This is a genomic window from Kocuria sp. CCUG 69068, assembly GCF_020833785.1.
In the GTDB taxonomy this organism is placed as follows: domain Bacteria; phylum Actinomycetota; class Actinomycetes; order Actinomycetales; family Micrococcaceae; genus Kocuria; species Kocuria rosea.
In genome coordinates this window covers 1-17907 of record NZ_PDDL01000074.1, presented here as the reverse complement: position 1 = coordinate 17907, position 17907 = coordinate 1, and the positions used below count along the sequence as shown (strand labels likewise).

Annotated in this window: 16 protein-coding genes, 1 tRNA gene, 2 pseudogenes and 1 riboswitch; of the genes and pseudogenes, 10 read left to right on the top strand and 9 right to left on the bottom strand. The window is 71.8% G+C overall.

Annotated features, from left to right (window positions below; genetic code table 11):
- From CRM73_RS13485 to CRM73_RS13450, 8 genes and pseudogenes are all read right to left on the bottom strand, one after another.
- A pseudogene (locus CRM73_RS13485) lies at nt 1-61 on the bottom strand (glutaredoxin family protein); the annotation flags it as partial.
- A gap of 57 nt (nt 62-118) precedes the next feature.
- A pseudogene (locus CRM73_RS13480) lies at nt 119-1373 on the bottom strand (ABC transporter ATP-binding protein); the annotation flags it as partial.
- Nucleotides 1374-1424: 51 nt separating this feature from the next.
- The gene (locus CRM73_RS13475) at nt 1425-2258 is read right to left on the bottom strand and encodes a carbohydrate ABC transporter permease (RefSeq protein ID WP_017832630.1); all 834 of its coding nucleotides are present in this window, start codon (nt 2256-2258) and stop codon (nt 1425-1427) included.
- Nucleotides 2259-2261: 3 nt separating this feature from the next.
- Nucleotides 2262-3254 (bottom strand): carbohydrate ABC transporter permease, encoded by a 993-nt coding sequence (locus CRM73_RS13470; RefSeq protein WP_095650365.1) that lies wholly within the window; start codon nt 3252-3254, stop codon nt 2262-2264.
- Nucleotides 3251-4573 carry an extracellular solute-binding protein gene (locus CRM73_RS13465; RefSeq protein WP_229588071.1) on the bottom strand — a complete coding sequence of 441 codons (1323 nt, stop codon included), beginning with the start codon at nt 4571-4573 and terminating at the stop codon, nt 3251-3253. The genes CRM73_RS13470 and CRM73_RS13465 overlap by 4 nt, the downstream gene beginning before the upstream one ends.
- A gap of 283 nt (nt 4574-4856) precedes the next feature.
- A complete protein-coding gene (locus CRM73_RS13460; RefSeq protein WP_109268223.1) occupies nt 4857-5783 on the bottom strand; it encodes an AEC family transporter in 927 nt (308 codons plus the stop codon).
- A gap of 92 nt (nt 5784-5875) precedes the next feature.
- The gene (gene panD / locus CRM73_RS13455) at nt 5876-6322 is read right to left on the bottom strand and encodes an aspartate 1-decarboxylase (protein WP_017832626.1); all 447 of its coding nucleotides are present in this window, start codon (nt 6320-6322) and stop codon (nt 5876-5878) included.
- Between the two features lie 164 nt (nt 6323-6486).
- A tRNA-Gly gene (locus CRM73_RS13450) sits at nt 6487-6557 on the bottom strand.
- A 133-nt stretch (nt 6558-6690) separates the two neighbouring features.
- On the opposite strand from CRM73_RS13450, the gene dcd reads away from it, so the two are divergent.
- The gene (dcd, locus tag CRM73_RS13445) at nt 6691-7266 is read left to right on the top strand and encodes a dCTP deaminase (protein WP_017832625.1); all 576 of its coding nucleotides are present in this window, start codon (nt 6691-6693) and stop codon (nt 7264-7266) included.
- Between the two features lie 95 nt (nt 7267-7361).
- On the opposite strand, the gene CRM73_RS13440 is transcribed toward dcd, so the two are convergent.
- Nucleotides 7362-8705 (bottom strand): MFS transporter, encoded by a 1344-nt coding sequence (locus CRM73_RS13440; protein WP_229588069.1) that lies wholly within the window; start codon nt 8703-8705, stop codon nt 7362-7364.
- A gap of 265 nt (nt 8706-8970) precedes the next feature.
- Here CRM73_RS13440 and CRM73_RS13435 point away from each other — a divergent pair, with 265 nt between their 5' ends.
- The 9 genes from CRM73_RS13435 to CRM73_RS13395 all read left to right on the top strand — a co-directional run.
- A complete protein-coding gene (locus tag CRM73_RS13435) occupies nt 8971-12081 on the top strand; it encodes a Na+/H+ antiporter subunit A (RefSeq protein WP_109221684.1) in 3111 nt (1036 codons plus the stop codon).
- Nucleotides 12078-12572, top strand: coding sequence for a Na(+)/H(+) antiporter subunit C (locus CRM73_RS13430; protein WP_017832622.1), 495 nt, complete (start codon nt 12078-12080; stop codon nt 12570-12572). Before CRM73_RS13435 ends, CRM73_RS13430 begins: the two co-directional genes overlap by 4 nt.
- Nucleotides 12569-14209 carry a Na+/H+ antiporter subunit D gene (locus CRM73_RS13425; protein WP_035928242.1) on the top strand — a complete coding sequence of 547 codons (1641 nt, stop codon included), beginning with the start codon at nt 12569-12571 and terminating at the stop codon, nt 14207-14209. The genes CRM73_RS13430 and CRM73_RS13425 overlap by 4 nt, the downstream gene beginning before the upstream one ends.
- A complete protein-coding gene (locus CRM73_RS13420) occupies nt 14206-14913 on the top strand; it encodes a Na+/H+ antiporter subunit E (RefSeq protein ID WP_035928246.1) in 708 nt (235 codons plus the stop codon). Before CRM73_RS13425 ends, CRM73_RS13420 begins: the two co-directional genes overlap by 4 nt.
- Entirely contained in the window at nt 14913-15182 is a 270-nt protein-coding gene (locus CRM73_RS13415; RefSeq protein WP_172604427.1) for a monovalent cation/H+ antiporter complex subunit F, read from the top strand. Before CRM73_RS13420 ends, CRM73_RS13415 begins: the two co-directional genes overlap by 1 nt.
- Complete coding sequence (mnhG, locus tag CRM73_RS13410) at nt 15179-15646, top strand: monovalent cation/H(+) antiporter subunit G (protein WP_017832615.1); 468 nt, start codon at nt 15179-15181, stop codon at nt 15644-15646. The genes CRM73_RS13415 and mnhG overlap by 4 nt, the downstream gene beginning before the upstream one ends.
- A gap of 60 nt (nt 15647-15706) precedes the next feature.
- Nucleotides 15707-15985, top strand: coding sequence for a DUF4235 domain-containing protein (locus tag CRM73_RS13405; RefSeq protein WP_017832614.1), 279 nt, complete (start codon nt 15707-15709; stop codon nt 15983-15985).
- 137 nt (nt 15986-16122) lie between these two features.
- Nucleotides 16123-16242, top strand: a riboswitch (TPP riboswitch).
- 90 nt (nt 16243-16332) lie between these two features.
- Nucleotides 16333-16953 (top strand): ECF transporter S component, encoded by a 621-nt coding sequence (locus CRM73_RS13400; protein WP_229588067.1) that lies wholly within the window; start codon nt 16333-16335, stop codon nt 16951-16953.
- Nucleotides 16950-17907 (top strand): ABC transporter ATP-binding protein (locus tag CRM73_RS13395; RefSeq protein ID WP_229588065.1); only part of this gene is annotated, 958 nt, incomplete at its 3' end. The genes CRM73_RS13400 and CRM73_RS13395, both read left to right, overlap by 4 nt.

Genomic DNA, 17907 nt, shown 5'->3' with positions numbered 1-17907 from the left:
GGTCGGTGTCGACGTCGACGTCCTCCCACTCCAGCCCCAGCGCGGAGGCGACCCGGTCCACGGACTCCCGGGCGGCCTCGCAGAGGTGGCACCCCGGGCGGGTGAGGAGGGTCACGGCCGGCGGCGGCCAGCTCCTGGCGGGCCCGCTCGATCTCGGCCTTGCGCTCCTCGACGGCCTCGCGGGTCAGCTCGGCGCCGGCCTCCTCGTCCCGGGTCAGGTTCGCGCCGGTCTCGGGGTCGAAGACGTGCATCCGGCGGGTGTCGACCCAGATCCTGCCCTTCGTCCCCCCGCGGATGCGGGAGGTGGCGTCGAGGGAGACGACGATCTGCGGGTGCATCTCGTCCCCGTCCAGCTCCTGCGCCAGCTCGTCGAGCTTCGCCTTGACCGAGTCGTCCTGCCGGTAGTTGATGTAGCCGTACTGCTCGTTGCCCATCCACTCGGTGTGGGTGAACTCGGTGTCGAAGACGGTGCCGCGGGAGGCGATCGCCTCGTCCACGAACTTGGCGTCGTTGAAGTGCTCGGGGCGCAGGCCGAGCAGCACGATCGACCCGTCCGCGGGCAGCTTCCCGGCGGCCTTCTCGGGGACCGGGATCTCGCCCAGCGGGGTGTCGAACACGCTGCCCTTCACGTGCGCCGGGAGGAAGTTCATCGACGGGGAGCCGATGAACCCCGCCACGAACAGGTTCGCCGGCTGCTCGTAGAGCTCACGGGGCGAGGCGATCTGCTGCAGGATGCCCTTCTTGAGCACCGCCACGCGGTCGCCGAGGGTCATGGCCTCCGTCTGGTCGTGGGTCACGTAGACCGAGGTGATGCCCATCCGGCGCTGGAGCTGGGCGATCTCGGTGCGCATCTGGCCGCGCAGCTTCGCGTCCAGGTTGGACAGGGGCTCGTCGAACAGGAACGCGTCGGCGTCCCGCACGATCGCCCGGCCCATCGCCACGCGCTGGCGCTGACCGCCGGAGAGGTTGGCCGGCTTGCGCTCGAGGTGGTCGTCGAGGTCCAGGGTCGAGGACGCCGTGCGCACCTTGCGGTCGATCTCCTCGTCGGAGAACTTGCCCTTGGACAGCCGCAGCGGGAACGCGATGTTCTCGTACACGGTCAGGTGCGGGTAGAGCGCGTAGTTCTGGAACACCATGGACAGGTTGCGCTCGCGGGGCTCCTTCTCGTTGACCCGCTGGCCGTTGATCAGGAGGTCCCCGGAGGTGATGTCCTCGAGGCCCACGATCATCCGCAGCAGCGTGGACTTGCCGCAGCCGGAGGGCCCCACGAGGATGAGGAACTCGCCGTCGGCGATGTCGATCGACACGTCGTTGACGGCCGGGAAGCCGTCGCCGTACTTCTTGACGAGGTGGTTGAGGGTGATGGATGCCATCTGGGACTCAGTCCTTCGTTCGGTTCGGAAGATGCGGGAGGTGGCGCGGGCTCAGCCCTTGACCGCGCCCTGGGTGAGGCCGGAGACGATCTGGCGCTGGAACAGCAGCACCAGCAGCACCACCGGGATGGTGACGACGATGGCCGCCGCGGAGATCGCGCCCGCCGGGTCCTCGAACTGCGAGGCGCCGGTGAAGAACGCGAGCGCCGCCGGGACGGGCCGGGCCGCCTCGGTGGAGGTGAGGCCGATGCCGTAGACGAAGTCGTTCCACGCGATGAAGAACGCGATGATCGCCGTGGTGAAGACGCCGGGCAGGGCCAGCGGCACGATGACCTTGCGGAACGCCTGCCACGTGGTGGCGCCGTCCACCTGGGCCGCCCGCTCGAGGTCCCACGGGATCTGCTGGAAGAACGCGGTCAGCGTCCAGATGGAGATCGGCAGGGTGAGCGAGAGGTAGGGGATGATCAGGCCGGGCCAGGTGTCGTACAGCCCGATCTGGCGCCACAGGTTGAACAGCGGGGTCACGATCGAGACCACGGGGAACATGGACACCGCCAGGGCGACCGTCAGGATCATCTTCTTGCCCGGGAAGTCCAGCCGGGCGATCGCGTAGGCGCAGAGCGTGGCGAGCACCACGGCCACGGCCGTGGCGATCAGACAGATGCCGATCGAGTTGATCAGGGAGGGCACGAACAGTTCGCGCGCCTGCCCCACGAAGATCGAGGAGTAGTTCTCCCCGACCCACTGCGTGGGCAGGAACTTCCCGGAGGTCAGGTCCGCGGGCGTCTTGAAGGACGTCATGAGGATCGAGGCGACGGGGAACAGGGCGTAAATGAGGACCAGGACCGTGACGACGCCCCATCCGACCTTCTGCTTGGTGGTCATGGGTTACCTTCCCTTCCCGGCGCCGGCGAGGTCGACCTTGAACACCTTGATGGCGACGAAGGCGATCAGCAGCACGCAGACGAACAGGATCACGGAGATCGCCGAGCCGAGCCCGATCTCCAGTCGGCCGATGGAGGTGCGGTAGGCGAGCAGGGACAGGGTCTCCGTGCCGTACTGCCCCTGGGTCATGATGAAGATGTTGTCGAAGATGCGGAACGCGTCCAGGGCGCGGAACACCACGGCCACCATGATCGCGGCCTTCATGTTGGGCAGGACCACCCGGGACATCCGCTGCCACCACGTGGCGCCGTCGACCCGCGCCGCCTCGGTGTACTCGCTCGGCACCTGGGCCAGGCCGGCGAGCAGCAGGAGCGAGATGAACGGCGTGGTCTTCCAGATCTCGGAGGCCATGATCACGAACAGGGCCGGCCACTGGGACGCGAACCAGTTGAAGTCCGGGCCGATGCCCGGGACCCAGGAGAACCAGTTGTTGATGTAGCCGGTCGTGATGTCGAACGCGTAGAACCAGGCGAACGCGGAGACCACGGTGATGATGCCGTAGGGGACCAGGATCGCGGTGCGCAGCAGCCCCTTGGTGCTGCGGATCGCGTTGTTCATCACGAGCGCCAGGGCGAAGCCGAGGACGAGCTCCACGACCACGGTGACGATCGTGATGAGCACCGTGATCCACAGGTCCCGCCAGAACACCCCGTCGGTGAGGACCGTGGCGTAGTTGCCGAGGAAGACGAACTCCTTCTCCCCGGGGGCGGTGAGCCGGAACGAGAAGAAGGAGTCCCACAGCGCCTGCAGGATCGGGTACATCGTGACCAGCAGCATCACGATGAACGCCGGACCGGCGAGCATCCAGCCGAGCTTGCGCTCCGACCGGGCCCGGTCGGACATCAGCGGCTTCGCGCTGCGGCGGCCGGTCACGGGGGCCGGGGAGACCTCCCGGGGCCCGGTGCCGGGGGCGTTGGGGTTGACGACGGTGCTCATAGCAGCCGCTCTCCTCTCAGGACGGACTCGATGAACTCGGCGGTGAGCCGGGGCGTGTCCTCGGTGACGGACGCCGGCGGGGTCCACTCTTGCTGGATGGCGGTGGAGACCTCGTTGTAGAACGGCGTCTGCGGGCGCGGGGCCGCGTTGTCCAGGGACTCGCGGATCGTGGCGTACATCGGGTAGGCCTCCCGGACCTCCGGGTCCTCGTAGGCGGCCTCGGACGCCGCCGGGTTGCCGTTGCTCACGAAGTAGTAGGCCTGGTTCTCGGGCTGGACGATGCACTCGACCGCCTCCCACGCCAGCTCCTGGTGCTCGGACGTGGCGCCCACGCCGATGTTGATCCCGCCCAGCGGAGGAGCGGAGGGCTCGTCCGGGTCCACCCGCGGCCACAGGGCCCAGCCGATGTCCTCGTACACGGACTGGTCGACCGTCCCGCCCTCCACGGCGGCGGCGGTCGCCGCGTAGATGAAGGGCCAGTTGACCATGAAGGAGCCGTCGTCGGACTGGAACTGGATCATCGAGGCGTTCTCGTCGGCGGTCGGCAGGCCGGGGCCGCCGAGCCCGTCCTGGCCGATGGTCCCGACGATCTCGGCCGCCTTCCGGCCGGCGTCGGAGTCCAGGCCGATCGAGATCTCGTCGGAGGGGGCCTCCGGGTTCTCCACGATCGAGCCTCCCGCGGACGCCACGAGGGCGTTCACCCACACGGTCATCGACTCGGCCGACGTGCCCTGCACCCCGAGGTACTTGTCCTGCTCCCGCGCGGCGTCCATGATCTGGTCCCAGGTCACCGGCTCGTCCATGTTCAGACCGGCGGCCTCCGCCACGGACTCCCGGTACCACAGCAGCTGGGTGTTGGCCCAGAACGGCACCGAGACCAGCTCGTCCTTCCACTTCGCGCCCTCGAGGGGCCCCGCCAGGACGTCCTGGGTCGTGGCCTCCTCCACGTCCCCCGGCACGGGGGACAGGAAGCCCGGCTCGGCCAGTTCGGGGATGAAGGGCGGGTCCAGGCTCATGATGTCCATCGAGCTGTCCCCGGCGGCCAGGCGCCGGGCGAGCTGCTCGCGCTGCGACGCGGCGTCGCGCGGGAGCAGCGAGGTCTCGATGTTGTACCGGCCTCCGGACTCCTCGGAGCACTGCTGCGCGAGCTCCGCCTGACCGCCGGCGTCGGGGTTGATGTACCAGGTCAGGGTGGGGGTGGCGCCGGCGTCGGCGTCACCGCACCCCGTCATGAGCAGGGCACCCACGGCACCGAGGGCCGCGGCGGCGCTGAGCCGCCGCCTGCCCGGTGCTCTGTGGGGGTGTGAGGTGGTGGTCAACGGTCGTTCCTCCCCTTCGGCGATGTGGCGGTCCGCGAGGGGCGTCGAGGGGATCCTGTGGGACCCGGTCGGCGGGACGGTCGGCGGCGGGTGCTGCCGGTCGACCACCCCTGCACGGAGCCTTCAGTCTATGAGTGCGCTACCTCACATACCAGTAACCTGACGGTTTGCATCGGTGTGCCGCCGTGGGTCCGGGCGTGTCCCGGTGCGCCCGGCTGTTCCCGCCTTGAACGGCACCGGGTGCGGCCCCGCGCCGGGAGGTTCTGGGGCGCGGCGGGGCGGCTCAGGAGAGCAGCAGGGCCACGACCGCCATGGTCAGCATGGCGACCACCGTGGTGACGAGCACGGTGTCCCGGCACAGCTGCTCCGCCCGGCCGTAGCGCACGGCCGCCACGTAGATGTTCTGGGCGGTCGGCAGCGCCGCCATCACCACCACGGCGTAGAGGAGGTGGCCGTCCAGGCCCAGCACGAACCGGGCGAACAGGAACGCCAGCGCCGGGTGGAGCAGCAGCTTGAGCGTGCTGGCCAGCACCACGTCCCGGCGCGGCCCGGCACCCCGCCGCAGCGGAGAGGCGCCCACCAGGGAGATGCCGAAGGCCATCAGCATCGCCGGGATGGAGGCCCCCGCCACCAGCTCCACGGGCTCGTGCACCACCTCCGGCAGCCGCCACCCGGTGACGGCGAAGAGGATCCCCAGCCCGGAGCCCACGATCATCGGGTTGGTGACCACGTTGCCCAGGACGCTGCCGAGGCTGGGACGGCGGCCGTCGGTGAGGGTGTCCATGACGGTCAGGTAGACGGGGGTGTTGAGCGCCAGCTGGAACAGGATGACGGGGACCACCTGGGACGCGTCCCCGAGCACGAAGACGGCGATCGGGATGCCGAGGTTGGCCGAGTTCACCTGGGAGGCGGCCTGGGCGCCCATCACGGTGGTGGCCGCGTCCCGGCGCAGCACCCACCGGGCGATCCCGGCGTAGACGAGGGTCGTGGCCACGGCGGACACGGCGGCCACCAGCAGGGGCGCGGAGAGGATCCGGGCGATGTCCGCCTCGGAGATGGTGAGGAACAGCAGCGGCGGGCTGGCCACGTAGAAGGCGAACTTGCTCAGCACGAGCTGCCCCTGGGGGCCCAGCACGCCCCGCCGGCCCACGGCGTAGCCGGTCAGGATGACGGCCCAGACGATGAAGAACCCCGAGAACACTCCGGTCACGGGACCCTCCCTCGCGCTGCTGCGGGTCCGCGTCCGCGGGCCCCTACAGTTCTATCCCATCACCGGCCCGTCCGCGGTCGGGCCGGGGCGGGTCACGCGGCGGGCAGGTCGGCGCGGGCGGCGCTCAGCGTCCGGGAGTGGGGCGGGCGGGCGACGCCGTCGAGCAGTGCCTCGGCGGGGTCCGACCCGAGGTCGACGATCCGGTTGTCCGCGTCCACGTGGACCACGGACGGCACGTGGGCGCGGGCCTCGGCGTCGTCCATCTGCGCGTAGCTGATGAGGATGACGAGGTCCCCGGGGTGCACGAGGTGGGCGGCCGCCCCGTTGATCCCGACGACGCCGGAGCCGCGCTCGCCGGCGATCGTGTAGGTCTCCAGCCGCGCGCCGTTGGTGACGTCCACGATGGAGACGAGCTCGCCGGGGAGGATGTCGGCGGCGTCGAGGAGGTCCTGGTCGACGGTGACCGAGCCGACGTAGTGGAGGTCGGCCTGGGTCACGACGGCACGGTGGATCTTGGCCTTGAACATGGTGCGCAGCATGACGGGAGATGTGCTCCTCGTGAGCGGGGTGCGGGTGACGGGCGCAGGGCCCGGGCGGTCGCCCCGGTGCGGATGCGGGGAACGGGGCGCGGGGACATCCTACCGCGCGGTCCCGGGAGACGACGAACGCCCCGGCCGGGTGGGCTCGGGGCGTTCGGTGCGAGAGCGGCTGACGGGAATCGAACCCGCGTATCAGGCTTGGGAAGCGTGCGCTCTACCATTGAGCTACAGCCGCGCATCCGTGGTCCGTCCGGCGCGAGCACCGGACGAGGACAGCACACACTCTACACCACCCGCCGGGACGGGGGTGGGCACGGGGCGGCGGCGCAGCGCGGTCCGGGGCCCGGCCGTGCGATACCTTGGGGACCGTGCTGATCTCTGACCGCGACATCCGCCGGGAGCTCGACGGCGGCCGGGTCGTCCTCGAGCCCTACGATCCCGCCCTGATCCAGCCCGCCAGCATCGACGTGCGGCTGGACCGCTGGTTCCGGCTCTTCGACAACCACAAGTACGCGCACATCGACCCGTCCGTGGAGCAGCCGGAGCTCACCCGGCTCGTGGAGGTCGACCCCGAGGAGGCCTTCGTGCTGCACCCGGGGGAGTTCGTGCTCGGCTCCACCTACGAGAAGGTGACCCTCCCGGACGACATCGCCGCCCGTCTCGAGGGGAAGTCCTCGCTGGGGCGCCTGGGCCTGCTGACCCACTCCACGGCGGGGTTCATCGACCCGGGCTTCTCGGGGCACGTCACGCTCGAGCTGTCCAACATGGCCACGCTGCCGATCAAGCTGTGGCCGGGCTCCAAGGTGGGCCAGCTGTGCTTCTTCCGGCTGTCCTCGCCCACGGAGCACCCGTACGGGTCGGGCGCCTACGGCAACCGGTACCAGGGGCAGCGCGGACCCACGGCCTCGCGCAGCCACCTCGGGTTCTCCCGCACCCGCATCTGAGCCCGCACGGCCCGGCCGTGGCCGGCGGTGTGCCGGCGCCCCGCGGCCCGTGAACCGGCGGGCCCACGAACCGGCGGGCCCACGAACCGGTGGGCTCACGAAGCGGCGACGCCGTGGTGGGGGGCCGCCGCGGTCTTCGGGTCGCGCGCGCGCAGCAGCAGGAGCAGGCCGGCGCCGATCACCAGGAGGATCCCGAGGATCCCCCAGCGCTGCGCACCGAGCACGGAGACGAACACCGCGAACAGGGTGGGCGCCAGGAAGCTCACGGCCCGGCCCGTGGTGGCGTAGAGGCCGAACAGGGCGCCCTCCTCGCCGGTCCGCGTGAGCCGGCCGAGGAACGTGCGGGAGGCGGACTGCGCGGGGCCCACGAACAGGCACAGCAGCAGCCCGCAGACCCAGAACGCCGCCGTGCCCTCGAGGAACAGCAACGGGGTCCCGGCCAGCAGGATGCCGACGAGCGACGCCACGATGACGCGCTTGGGCCCCACCCGGTCGTCGAGCCGCCCGCCCACGAGGGCGCCCGCCCCGGCCGCCACGTTGCCGACGATCGCGAAGACGATGACCTCGCTCAGGGTGAAGCCGAACGTGCCGGCCGCGATGACGCCGCCGAAGGTGAACACCGCGTTGAGCCCGTCCCGGAACACGGCGGAGGAGAGCAGGAACCACAGCGTCTGCGGGGCGTCCCGGTACAGCTCCCGCAGGGTCTGCCACAGCTGGCGGTAGGAGCGGGCCACGGACGGGCGCGGTCCCCGGCGGGTGGGGCGGATCTCGGGCACCACCAGCAGGACGGGGATCGAGAACAGGGCGATCCACAGCCCCGAGAACAGGGCCACGGCCCGCACGTTGAGGGCGTCCTCCTCGGGGATGCCGAGCAGGCCCGGGGTGATGAACCCGAACAGCACGATCGTCAGGGCGACGATCCCGCCGAAGTAGCCCATGGCCCAGCCCTGGCCGCTCACCCGCCCGATGTGCTCGCGGCCCGCGATCCCCGGCAGCATCGCGTTGTAGTTGACCACCGCGAACTCGTCGAAGACGTTGGCCAGCGCCAGCAGGCCCACCCCGAGGTAGAGGTACGGCTGGTCGGGGAGGACCAGGAAGCACAGGGCCGTGAGCAGTGCCGTGAGCATCGTGTTGATCCCGAGCCACAGCTTGCGCCGCCCCGCGCCGTCGCTGCGCTGGCCCACCACGGGGGCCAGCAGGGCCACCACCACGCCGGCGGCCCCGATCCCGTAGCCCAGCACCTCCGAGGCGTGGTCCTCCCCGCCGAAGGGCTCGCTCGTGAGATAGACGGTGAACACGAACGTGGTCATCACGGCGTTGAAGGCGGCGGATCCGGCGTCCCACAGGCTCCAGGCCCACACGTGCGAGCGGCGCGGCACGAACGCCGTCGCCGGGAGGGAGGGGGCGGGGGCGGGAGGGCCGGGGGGCGTGGCGTCCATGGCAGTCATGCTAGGCCCGCGGTGCCCGTCGCGGAGGGCGGCCTCGCCGGAGGACCGCCCGGCAATCCGGGTTCCGCCCAGGAAACCGTCCGGGAACGTACAGGATCTGTCAGGACATGCGAGCGGGGGCGGCAACACCCCTTTGATAGGGTGGAACACCCGGGTGCGCCCCGGCCACCCCGTGCTCGCACAGGTCCTCCGTGCCCGCGTCCGGGCCCCTCGACGCCCGCCCGCCGATCTCTTCCCCGACCTCCGGAGGCGCCTGATGACCGCTGTGCTCCTGCTCCACGCAGTGGTGGCCGCGGTCGCGCCCCTGCTGTTCGCACGGATGGGACGCAGCGCCTTCTACCTCCTGGCGGCGGTCCCGTTCGCCGGCTTCCTGTGGCTGCTGGGCTCCGGCCCGCGGGTCTACGGCCCGGAGGGCGGCTGGACCGAGGGCGGGGAGTGGATCCCGTCCCTGCGCCTGGACCTGGTGCTGCGCATGGACGCCCTCTCGTGGACGATGTCCCTGCTCGTGCTCGGCGTGGGCTCCCTGGTGCTGTTCTACTGCGCCCGCTACTTCAAGTCCGGCGCGAGCGGCATCGGCGGCTTCGGCGCGCAGCTGCTCGCCTTCGCGGGCGCCATGTTCGGCCTGGTGACCGCCGACGACATGCTGGTGCTGTTCGTCTTCTGGGAGATCACCACCGTCCTGTCGTTCCTGCTCATCAGCTACAGCCGGACCCGCCTGTCCGCCCGACGCGCGGCGCTGCAGGCCCTCGTGCTCACCACCGCCGGCGGCCTGGCCATGCTGGTCGGCATCGTGATGCTGGGCCAGGCCGCGGGCACCTACCGGATCTCCGAGGTGCTCGCGGCGGCCCCCGAGCTGGCGCAGCGCGGGACCGTGGTGGACGTGGCGGTCCTCCTGCTCCTCGTCGGCGCCGTGACGAAGTCCGCGCTGATCCCGCTGCACTTCTGGCTGCCGGCCGCGATGGCCGCGCCCACCCCGGTGTCCGCGTACCTGCACGCCGCCGCGATGGTCAAGGCCGGCATCTACCTGGTGGCCCGCTTCGCCCCGGGCTTCGCCGAGACGGCGCTGTGGCAGCCGACCATCGCGGTGCTGGGGCTGGGCACCATGCTCTTCGGCGGCTGGGCGGCCCTGAAGCAGTACGACCTGAAGCTGATCCTCGCCTACGGCACCGTCAGCCAGCTCGGCTTCCTCATGGTGATCGTGGGCCGCGGCTCGGCGGACACGGCGCAGGCGGGCATGGCCATGCTCCTCGCGCACGGGCTGTTCAAGGCCACGCTGTTCCTCGTGGTCGGGATCATCGACCACCGGGCGGGCACCCGGGACATCCGCCGCCTGTCGGGGCTCGCCGGCCGCGTGCCCGTCCTGTTCGCCGTCTCGCTCGTGGCCGCGGCGTCCATGGCCGGGCTGCCCCCGCTGGCCGGCTTCGTGGCCAAGGAGTCCGTGCTGACCGCGTTCGCCCACAACGTCGAGGGCTCGGCGGGGATCGTGGTGCTCGCAGGGCTCGTGGTCGGCTCCGTGCTGACCTTCGCCTACAGCGCCCGGTTCGTGTGGGGCGGGTTCGCCCACAAGTCCGCCGAGTTCTCCGAGCTCGACGCCGGGGTCGGCGGCAGGGCCGTGGTCAGCGACATGCAGCGGGTGGAGCCCGCGTTCCTCGCCGCGCCGCTCGTGCTCTCCGTCCTCACCGTGGTGTTCGGCCTGTGGCCCCAGCCGGTCGACGCGATGCTGCAGCCCTACGTCGACGAGTTCCCGGCCGTGGAGCACGACTTCTACCTGGCCCTGTGGCACGGGTTCACCCCGGCCCTCGGGTTCTCCGCCCTCATCGTCGCGGGCGGGATCGTGCTCCATCTCCTCCGGCGCCAGGTCGCGGACCTCCAGCGGGCCCTGCCGTCCCTGCCCCCGGGCGAGCTCGTCTACCGGCGGGTCGTCAACGTGCTGGACCTCGCCGCCGTGTGGATCACCGGCCGCACCCAGCGCGGTTCGCTGATGTTCTACCTCTCCGTCATCCTGATCACGGCCATCGTCGTGCCGCTGGTGGCGCTGATCGCGGAGGAGACCCCGCCCCTGGGGGCACTGCGGGTCTCCGACGGCCCGGGCCAGCTGATCGCCGGCGCGGCCATGGTCGTCGCGGCCCTGCTGGTGCCCCTGGCCCGCAAGCGCTTCCTCGCGGTGCTGCTCGTGTCGGTCACCGGCTACGGGCTGGCCCTCATCTTCGCCCTGCAGGGCGCGCCGGACCTCGCCCTGACGCAGACGCTCGTCGAGACCGTGCTGCTCGTGGCGTTCGTGCTCGCCCTGCGCTCGCTGCCCGCGCCCCTGTGGCACCGCAACCCGGCCGGGCGCCGGCTGCTGCGCGGCACCATCGCGGTGACCTTCGGGCTGTTCATGATGGCGCTCGCGGCGTTCAGCATCTCCTCCCGCACGGCCGACCCGATCTCCCTGGAGCTGCCCCGGATGGCCTACGAGCTCGGTGACGGACAGAACGTCGTCAACGTGATCCTCGTGGACATCCGTGCGTGGGACACGTTCGGGGAGATCTCGGTGCTCGTGCTCGCCGCCACCGGCGTGGCCTCCCTGATCTTCGTCACGGGACGAGGGGACCGCATCGTCCGCTCCGGGGACGATCCCACCACCGACCAGCTGCGGGTGATCCGGCGGCGCAACGCCGCGGCCGTCTCGCCCGGCGGCGAGCCCCTGGAGGTGGGGCTGGCTCGCCGCGACGACGACCTCGAGGACCCCTACCTGCTCGCCGGGCGGACGATGGCCCCCGAGCGGCGCTCGATCGTCTTCGAGGTCGTCACCCGGCTGCTGTTCCACACGTTCATGATGGTCTCCCTCTACCTGCTGATCGCCGGGCACAACGACCCCGGCGGAGGGTTCGCGGGCGGTCTCATGGCCGGCCTCGCCCTGACCGTGCGCTACCTCGCGGGCGGGCGCTACGAGCTGGAGCTGGCCACGCCGATCAACGCGGGCACGATGCTCGGGACGGGCCTGGCGCTCGCCGCGCTCTACGCCGTCACCCCGGTGTTCTTCGGCGGGTCGGTGATGCAGAGCTACACCTTCGAGGCCGAGCTGCCACTCTTCGGGGCGGAGAAGTTCGTGACCGCCCTGATCTTCGACATCGCGGTCTATCTCATCGTGGTGGGGCTCATCCTGGACATCCTGCGCTCGCTCGGCGGCCGGATCGACCAGCGGATCGAGGAGGACGCGGTCCGCCGGCGGCGGCGCACCCCTGGACGCGGCACGCGCATCCGCGTCACGCGGCAGCGGAAGGTGTCCGCCGGCGCCCCCGCGGGAGCGACCGCGGCGGCCTCCGCGACATCGCCGACCGCGATCGCCCGGATCCGCACCGACGGAGGGAACGAGCACCGATGACCGTGAACCTGACCCTGCTGGTCGTGATGGGCGTGCTCTACGCCGTGGGCGTGTACCTGCTGCTCGAGCGCTCGCTCACCCGCGTGCTGCTCGGGCTGATGCTGCTGACCAACGGCACGAACCTGCTGATCCTGCACGCCGGCGGGGCCGCCGGCTCCGCGCCCCTGTACGAGGGGTCGATCGCCGCGGAGGACTACAGCGACCCGCTGCCCCAGGCCCTCATCCTCACCGCCATCGTGATCTCCCTCGCCGTCACCGCGTTCCTGCTGGGCATGATCTACCGGTCCTGGGTCCTCGGGCGCCGGGACGAGATCCAGGACGACGTCGAGGACCGGCGCGTGGCGCGGCAGTCCTCCTACGACATGGAGGACGACGCCGACGTCCCCGCCGACACCACGGAGTTCGACGACGCCCCGCGGCCCCAGGACCCCGGTGAGTCCCTGGAGACCCCGGGTGTGCGCGGCGTCGACGAGTGGGGAGGGAGGCGGTGACCGTCGACTTCGCCCAGCTGGCCCCCCTGGCCGTCATCATCCCGTTCCTCGGGGCGGCCCTGAGCCTCCTGCTCCTGCGGCGCAACGCCCTCCAGCGGACCGTGGCCATCGGCTCGCTCGTGCTCACCCTCGCGGTCGAGGCGCTCATCCTCGGGACCACGTGGAACCTCGGCCCGCAGGCCGTCCACCTCGGCGGCTGGGAGGCGCCCTGGGGCATCGTCATGGTCGTGGACCAGCTCTCGTCCCTGATGCTCGTGGTCTCCACGGTCGTCTCCCTCGCCGTGCTCGTCTACGCGAGCGGGCAGGGCGTGGCCGACGGCGACGAGGAGGGGCCGATCTCGATCTTCCACCCCTCCTTCCTGATCCTCGTGGCGGGGGTCTCCAACGCCTTCCTCGCCGGGGACCTGTTCAACCTCTACGTGGGGTTCGAGATCCTGCTGACCGCGTCCTACGTGCTCATGACGATGGGCGGGACCGTGCAGCGGATCCGCACCGGCGTGACCTACGTGGTGGTCTCGGTGATCTCCTCCGTGCTGTTCCTGATCACCATCGCGATGATCTACGCGGCCACGGGCACCATCAACATGGCCGATCTCTCGGTCAAGCTCGAGGGCCTGCCGGTGGGGACGCAGATGCAGCTGCACCTGATGCTGCTCATCGCGTTCGGCATCAAGGCCGCGGTCTTCCCGCTGTCCTTCTGGCTCCCGGACTCCTACCCGACCGCCTCCGCGCCCGTGACCGCCGTGTTCGCCGGCCTGCTGACCAAGGTGGGCGTGTACTCGATCATCCGCACCGAGACCGTGCTCTTCCCCGGGGAGCGGCTCGACGACCTCCTGATGTGGGTCGCGCTGCTCACCATGGTGGTCGGCATCCTGGGCGCGCTCGCGCAGATCGACATCAAGCGCATGCTGTCCTTCACCCTGATCAGCCACATCGGGTACATGATCTTCGGGGTGGCCGTGGGCACCCAGGAGGCGCTCTCCGCCACGGTCTACTACGTGGCCCACCACATCGTGATCCAGACGAGCCTGTTCCTCGTGGCCGGGCTGATCGAGCGCCGCGGGGGGTCCACCAACGTGGACCGGCTGGCCGGGATGGCCAAGATCTCGCCGCTGCTCGCGCTGCTCTACCTCGTGCCCGCGCTCAATCTCGGCGGGATCCCGCCGTTCTCCGGCTTCCTGGGCAAGACCGGTCTGCTGCAGGCCGGCGTGGACCAGGGCGACGGGCTGGCCTACGCCCTCGTCGCCGGCTCCGTGGCGGTGTCCCTCCTGACCCTGCTCGCCCTGATCCGGGTGTGGAACCGCGTGTTCCTGCGCGCCCCGGAGGACGCGGAGTACCCGGACCCCATCCTGCTGGCCCCGGTGCCGGCCGGCTCCCGGTTCCTGCTGACCTCGGGCGCCGTCGACGACCAGGCGGGCCGCTTCGCGGGCAAGGGCGACGTGCGCCTGATGTCCCCCTCGATGCTGGGCGGGGCCTCGGCCCTCGTCGCCGCGGGGGTGGCCCTGACCGTGTTCGCCGGGCCGCTGTTCCAGCTCGCGGACAACGCCGCGGAGAACCTCGTCCGCCCCGAGCGCTACGTCGAGGCCGTGCTGGACCCCGCGTCCGCGCCGCGGCCCGTCGTGGAGGAGGCCCCGTGACCCGCCCCAAGAATTCCCTGCTCGTCGAGCTGCCGCTGCTGGTGTGGCTCGTGGTGGTGTGGGGCGCCCTCTGGGGCGACTTCGGCCCCGGCAACCTGCTGGTCGGACTGGTCCTGGCCCTGCTCGTCACCTGGGTGCTCTACCTGCCGCCCGTCCAGCTGTCCGGCCGGTTCAACCCGTTCCAGTTCGCCCTCTTCGCCGTGACGTTCGTGTGGCAGGTCGCCAAGGCGAGCTTCGAGGTGATGCTCATTGCGATCCTCGTGGGCCCGCGCGCGCGCAACGCCGTGGTCGGCGTCCAGCTGCGCACGCGCTCCGACCTGCTCCTGACGGCCACCGGCCACACCATGACCCTGATCCCGGGCTCGCTCGTGGTGGAGGTGGACCGGGCCTCCGGCACGCTGTACTTCCACGCGCTCAACGTCCGCAGCGCTCAGGAGGCCGAGGACTTCCGCCGGTCCGCCCTCCGGGTGGAGGCGGCCTGGATCCGGATCATGGGCACCCCGGAGGAGCTCGCCGCCCTGCGGGCCGAGCGGGGCGGCGGACGGGCCTCCGGCACGGACCGGCCGGACAGCGCCGCGCTCAGCTCGCCGATCACCGCGAGCCTGCAGATCGTGGGCCGCCGCCGGGACGAGGTGCCCACCGGGTCCCCGGCGGACGCCCCGGGATCCACCCCCACCGACACCCACGAGGAGGACCACCCGTGATGCAGATCGCCGTGGCCGTCGCGGCCGTGCTGCTCAGCGCGGCCGCCGCGGGCACCCTCTACCGCCTCGCCAAGGGCCCCTCCCTGCTGGACCGCGTGGTGGCCACGGACGTGCTGCTGGCCATCGTCGCGGCCGCCCTCGCCGTGGACATGGCCTACCACGGCCACCTCAACAACCTGATCCTCATGGTGATCGTCTCGCTGGTCGGGTTCATCGGCTCCGTGACGGTGGCGCGCTTCGCCACCCAGACCGCCGAGCACGGGCGGTGAGCGCCGTGCTGGACACCGTCCTGGACGCCGCCGCGGCCGTGTGCCTCGTGGTCGGCGCGCTCATGTCCCTCGCCGCAGGGATCGGCCTGGTCCGCTTCCCGGACCTCCTGACGCGCATGCACGCCGGCACCAAGCCCCAGGTCTTCGGGCTGCTCCTCATGCTCACGGCAGTCGCCCTCGAGAACCGCGAACCCGTCATGATCCCGCTCATCGCCCTCGGCTGGATCTTCCAGCTGCTCACCGTGCCCGTCTCGGCGCACATGGTGGGACGCTCGACGTACCGCACCAAGCACCTGAACCGGACCACGCTGACCCAGGACGACCTGCAGAAGGTCCTCAACCGCGCCGCGGAGGGCGGGGCGGAGGGCTCCGCGGAGGGCGTCGCCGCGGGACCGCCGGTGCCGAGCCCGGACGGCCGGCGGGCGGACGGACAGCAGACTGACGGATCGCCGGGGACGCGTTAGGCTGGGCAGGATCGACAGGGCGCACCCGCGTCCCCCTCGGACGACAAGGAGCAGCACTCCATGAACACCAAGGTCCTCGAACTCGTGGGCACCGGCCTCTCGCTCGGCGGCGTGGCGCTCTCGCACAAGGTGCTCGGCGCGGCGTGGACGCGCATCACCGGCGACCCGCCCCCCGCCAAGAACCCGGACCCGGACGAGGCCTGGACGGGCATCATCATCTGGTCGCTCGTCACCGGTCTCGTGGGCACCGTCATCAAGGTCGGCATCTCCCGCCAGATCGCGAAGATGGAGAACAGGCCGCGGACGAACCCCAAGGCCTCGAGCCAGGCCGAGGTCTGAGGCCCGGCGAGCACCTCGCTCAGGGGCCCGTCCGGCCGGACACCGCACCGGTGTCCGGCCGGACGGGCCCCTGCGTCGTTCACCGGCCGTGCGCCGGCAGTGCACGGGGCGGGCGGGGGAGGGGTAGACTCGGTGCCACTGAACGACAGGGGAGCGCCCCGCCGGTGAGACCGGCGCGGCGCTGAGAGTGCGGATCGCCGCAGACCCTCGAACCTGCTCCGGTTAGCACCGGCGAAGGGAGTCGAGCATCTCAGGGGTGCTTCCCCGGGAACGCGCCACCGGCGCGGCCCGCGGAACCCCGTCCCCTCCTGGCACCGACGGCTCGCTGAGCCCAGGAGGAATCCACCGTGAACACCACCACCCACCGCCCCGCCCGCCGCCCCGGCACGTCCCGCGCGTCGTCCTGGCGCGTCGTCGACATCGTCGTGGCCGCCGTCCTCGCCGCCGTGTGCGCGGTCGTCTTCTGGGCGTGGTCGAACCTGCTCTACCCCGTGGTCGGCACGGCCGCGGTCGCCTACCCGCCCGCCGTGGGGCTGATCGCCGGCGGCTGGCTCGTGGCCGGCGTGCTCGGCGGGCTGATCATCCGCAAGCCCGGCGCCGCGCTGTTCTGCGAGCTGCTCGCCGCCGTGATCGAGAGCTTCCTGGGCACCCACTTCGGCCTGCTGGTCGTGCTCTCCGGTCTCGTCCAGGGCATCGGCGCGGAACTGGCCTTCGCCGCCTTCCGGTACCGCCGGTTCGACGCCCTCGAGGCGGCCGTGGCGGGCGCCGTGAGCGGGATCTTCCTCGGCGTCCACGAGAACATCGTCTACAACTACGAGTGGGCGCTGAGCCACCAGGTGGTCTACGTGGTCCTGGCGGCCGTCTCCGGGGCGGTGCTCGCGGGCCTGCTGATGCAGGCCGTGGTGCGGGCCCTCGCGGCCACCGGCGTGCTGCAGGGCCTCGCGTCGGGGCGGGCCGTGCGGCGATGACGGCTTTCACGACCCAGGGCCCCGTGGTGCCCGCCGGCCGCGGGGCGCGGGTCGAGGCCCGCGGCTTCGGCTGGCACCACCCCGGGCGGGACGCGGCGGCGCTGCGCGGCCTCGACCTCGTGGTGGAGCCGGGGGAGCGCGTGCTCCTGCTGGGACCCAGCGGGGCGGGCAAGTCCACCCTCCTGCACGCCCTGGCGGGAGTCCTCCACGACGACGACGGGCAGTCCGCCTCCGGCGAGCTGCTGCTCGACGGCATGCCGCCGGAGCAGGCGCGCGGCCGCGCCGGTCTCGTGCAGCAGGACCCCGAGTCCCAGGTGGTGCTGTCCCGGATCGGGGACGACACCGCCTTCGGCCTCGAGAACCTCGCGGTGCCCCGGGAGCAGATCTGGCCGCGGGTGCGCGCGGCGCTCGAGGACGTGGGGCTGGACCTCCCCCTCGACCACTCCACCGCGGCCCTGTCCGGCGGGCAGAAGCAGCGTCTGGCGCTCGCGGGCGCCGTGGCCATGAGCCCCGGGCTGCTGCTGCTCGACGAGCCGACCGCCAATTTGGACCCCGCCGGCGTGCGGCAGGTCCGCGACGCGGTGGTGTCCTGCCTCGACCGCAGCGGCGCCACGCTCGTGGTCGTGGAGCACCGTGTCGCCGTGTGGGCCGAGGTCGTGGACCGCGTCGTCGTGCTCGGCCGGGACGGGAGCATCACCCACGACGGCGCGCCGGGCCGGGTGCTCGGCGCCGCGGCCGACGAGCTCAGCGGCGCGGGGGTGTGGGTGCCCGGCCGGGTGCCTGCCACGCGTGCGCCCGCTCGCCCCGCCGCGGGTCCCGGTGCAGGCTCCGGTGCCGGTTCCGCCGGGGGTCCCGCCGGAACCCGGGCCGCCGGCTCCGGGGCGGACGGCGCACCGCTGCTGAGCGCCACCGGTCTGGGCGTCTCGCGCAGCCAGCCGTCGGCGCGGCAGCTGC

Excerpts from the sequence above, each read along its gene's own strand:
- CRM73_RS13475 (WP_017832630.1), bottom strand. The coding sequence starts at position 2,258 with ATGACCACCAAGCAGAAGGTCGGATGGGGCGTCGTCACGGTCCTGGTC.
- CRM73_RS13470 (WP_095650365.1), bottom strand. The coding sequence starts at position 3,254 with ATGAGCACCGTCGTCAACCCCAACGCCCCCGGCACCGGGCCCCGGGAG.
- panD (WP_017832626.1), bottom strand. The coding sequence starts at position 6,322 with ATGCTGCGCACCATGTTCAAGGCCAAGATCCACCGTGCCGTCGTGACC.
- CRM73_RS13440 (WP_229588069.1), bottom strand. The coding sequence starts at position 8,705 with ATGGACGCCACGCCCCCCGGCCCTCCCGCCCCCGCCCCCTCCCTCCCG.
- CRM73_RS13435 (WP_109221684.1), top strand. The coding sequence starts at position 8,971 with ATGACCGCTGTGCTCCTGCTCCACGCAGTGGTGGCCGCGGTCGCGCCC.
- CRM73_RS13430 (WP_017832622.1), top strand. The coding sequence starts at position 12,078 with ATGACCGTGAACCTGACCCTGCTGGTCGTGATGGGCGTGCTCTACGCC.
- CRM73_RS13415 (WP_172604427.1), top strand. The coding sequence starts at position 14,913 with ATGCAGATCGCCGTGGCCGTCGCGGCCGTGCTGCTCAGCGCGGCCGCC.
- CRM73_RS13405 (WP_017832614.1), top strand. The coding sequence starts at position 15,707 with ATGAACACCAAGGTCCTCGAACTCGTGGGCACCGGCCTCTCGCTCGGC.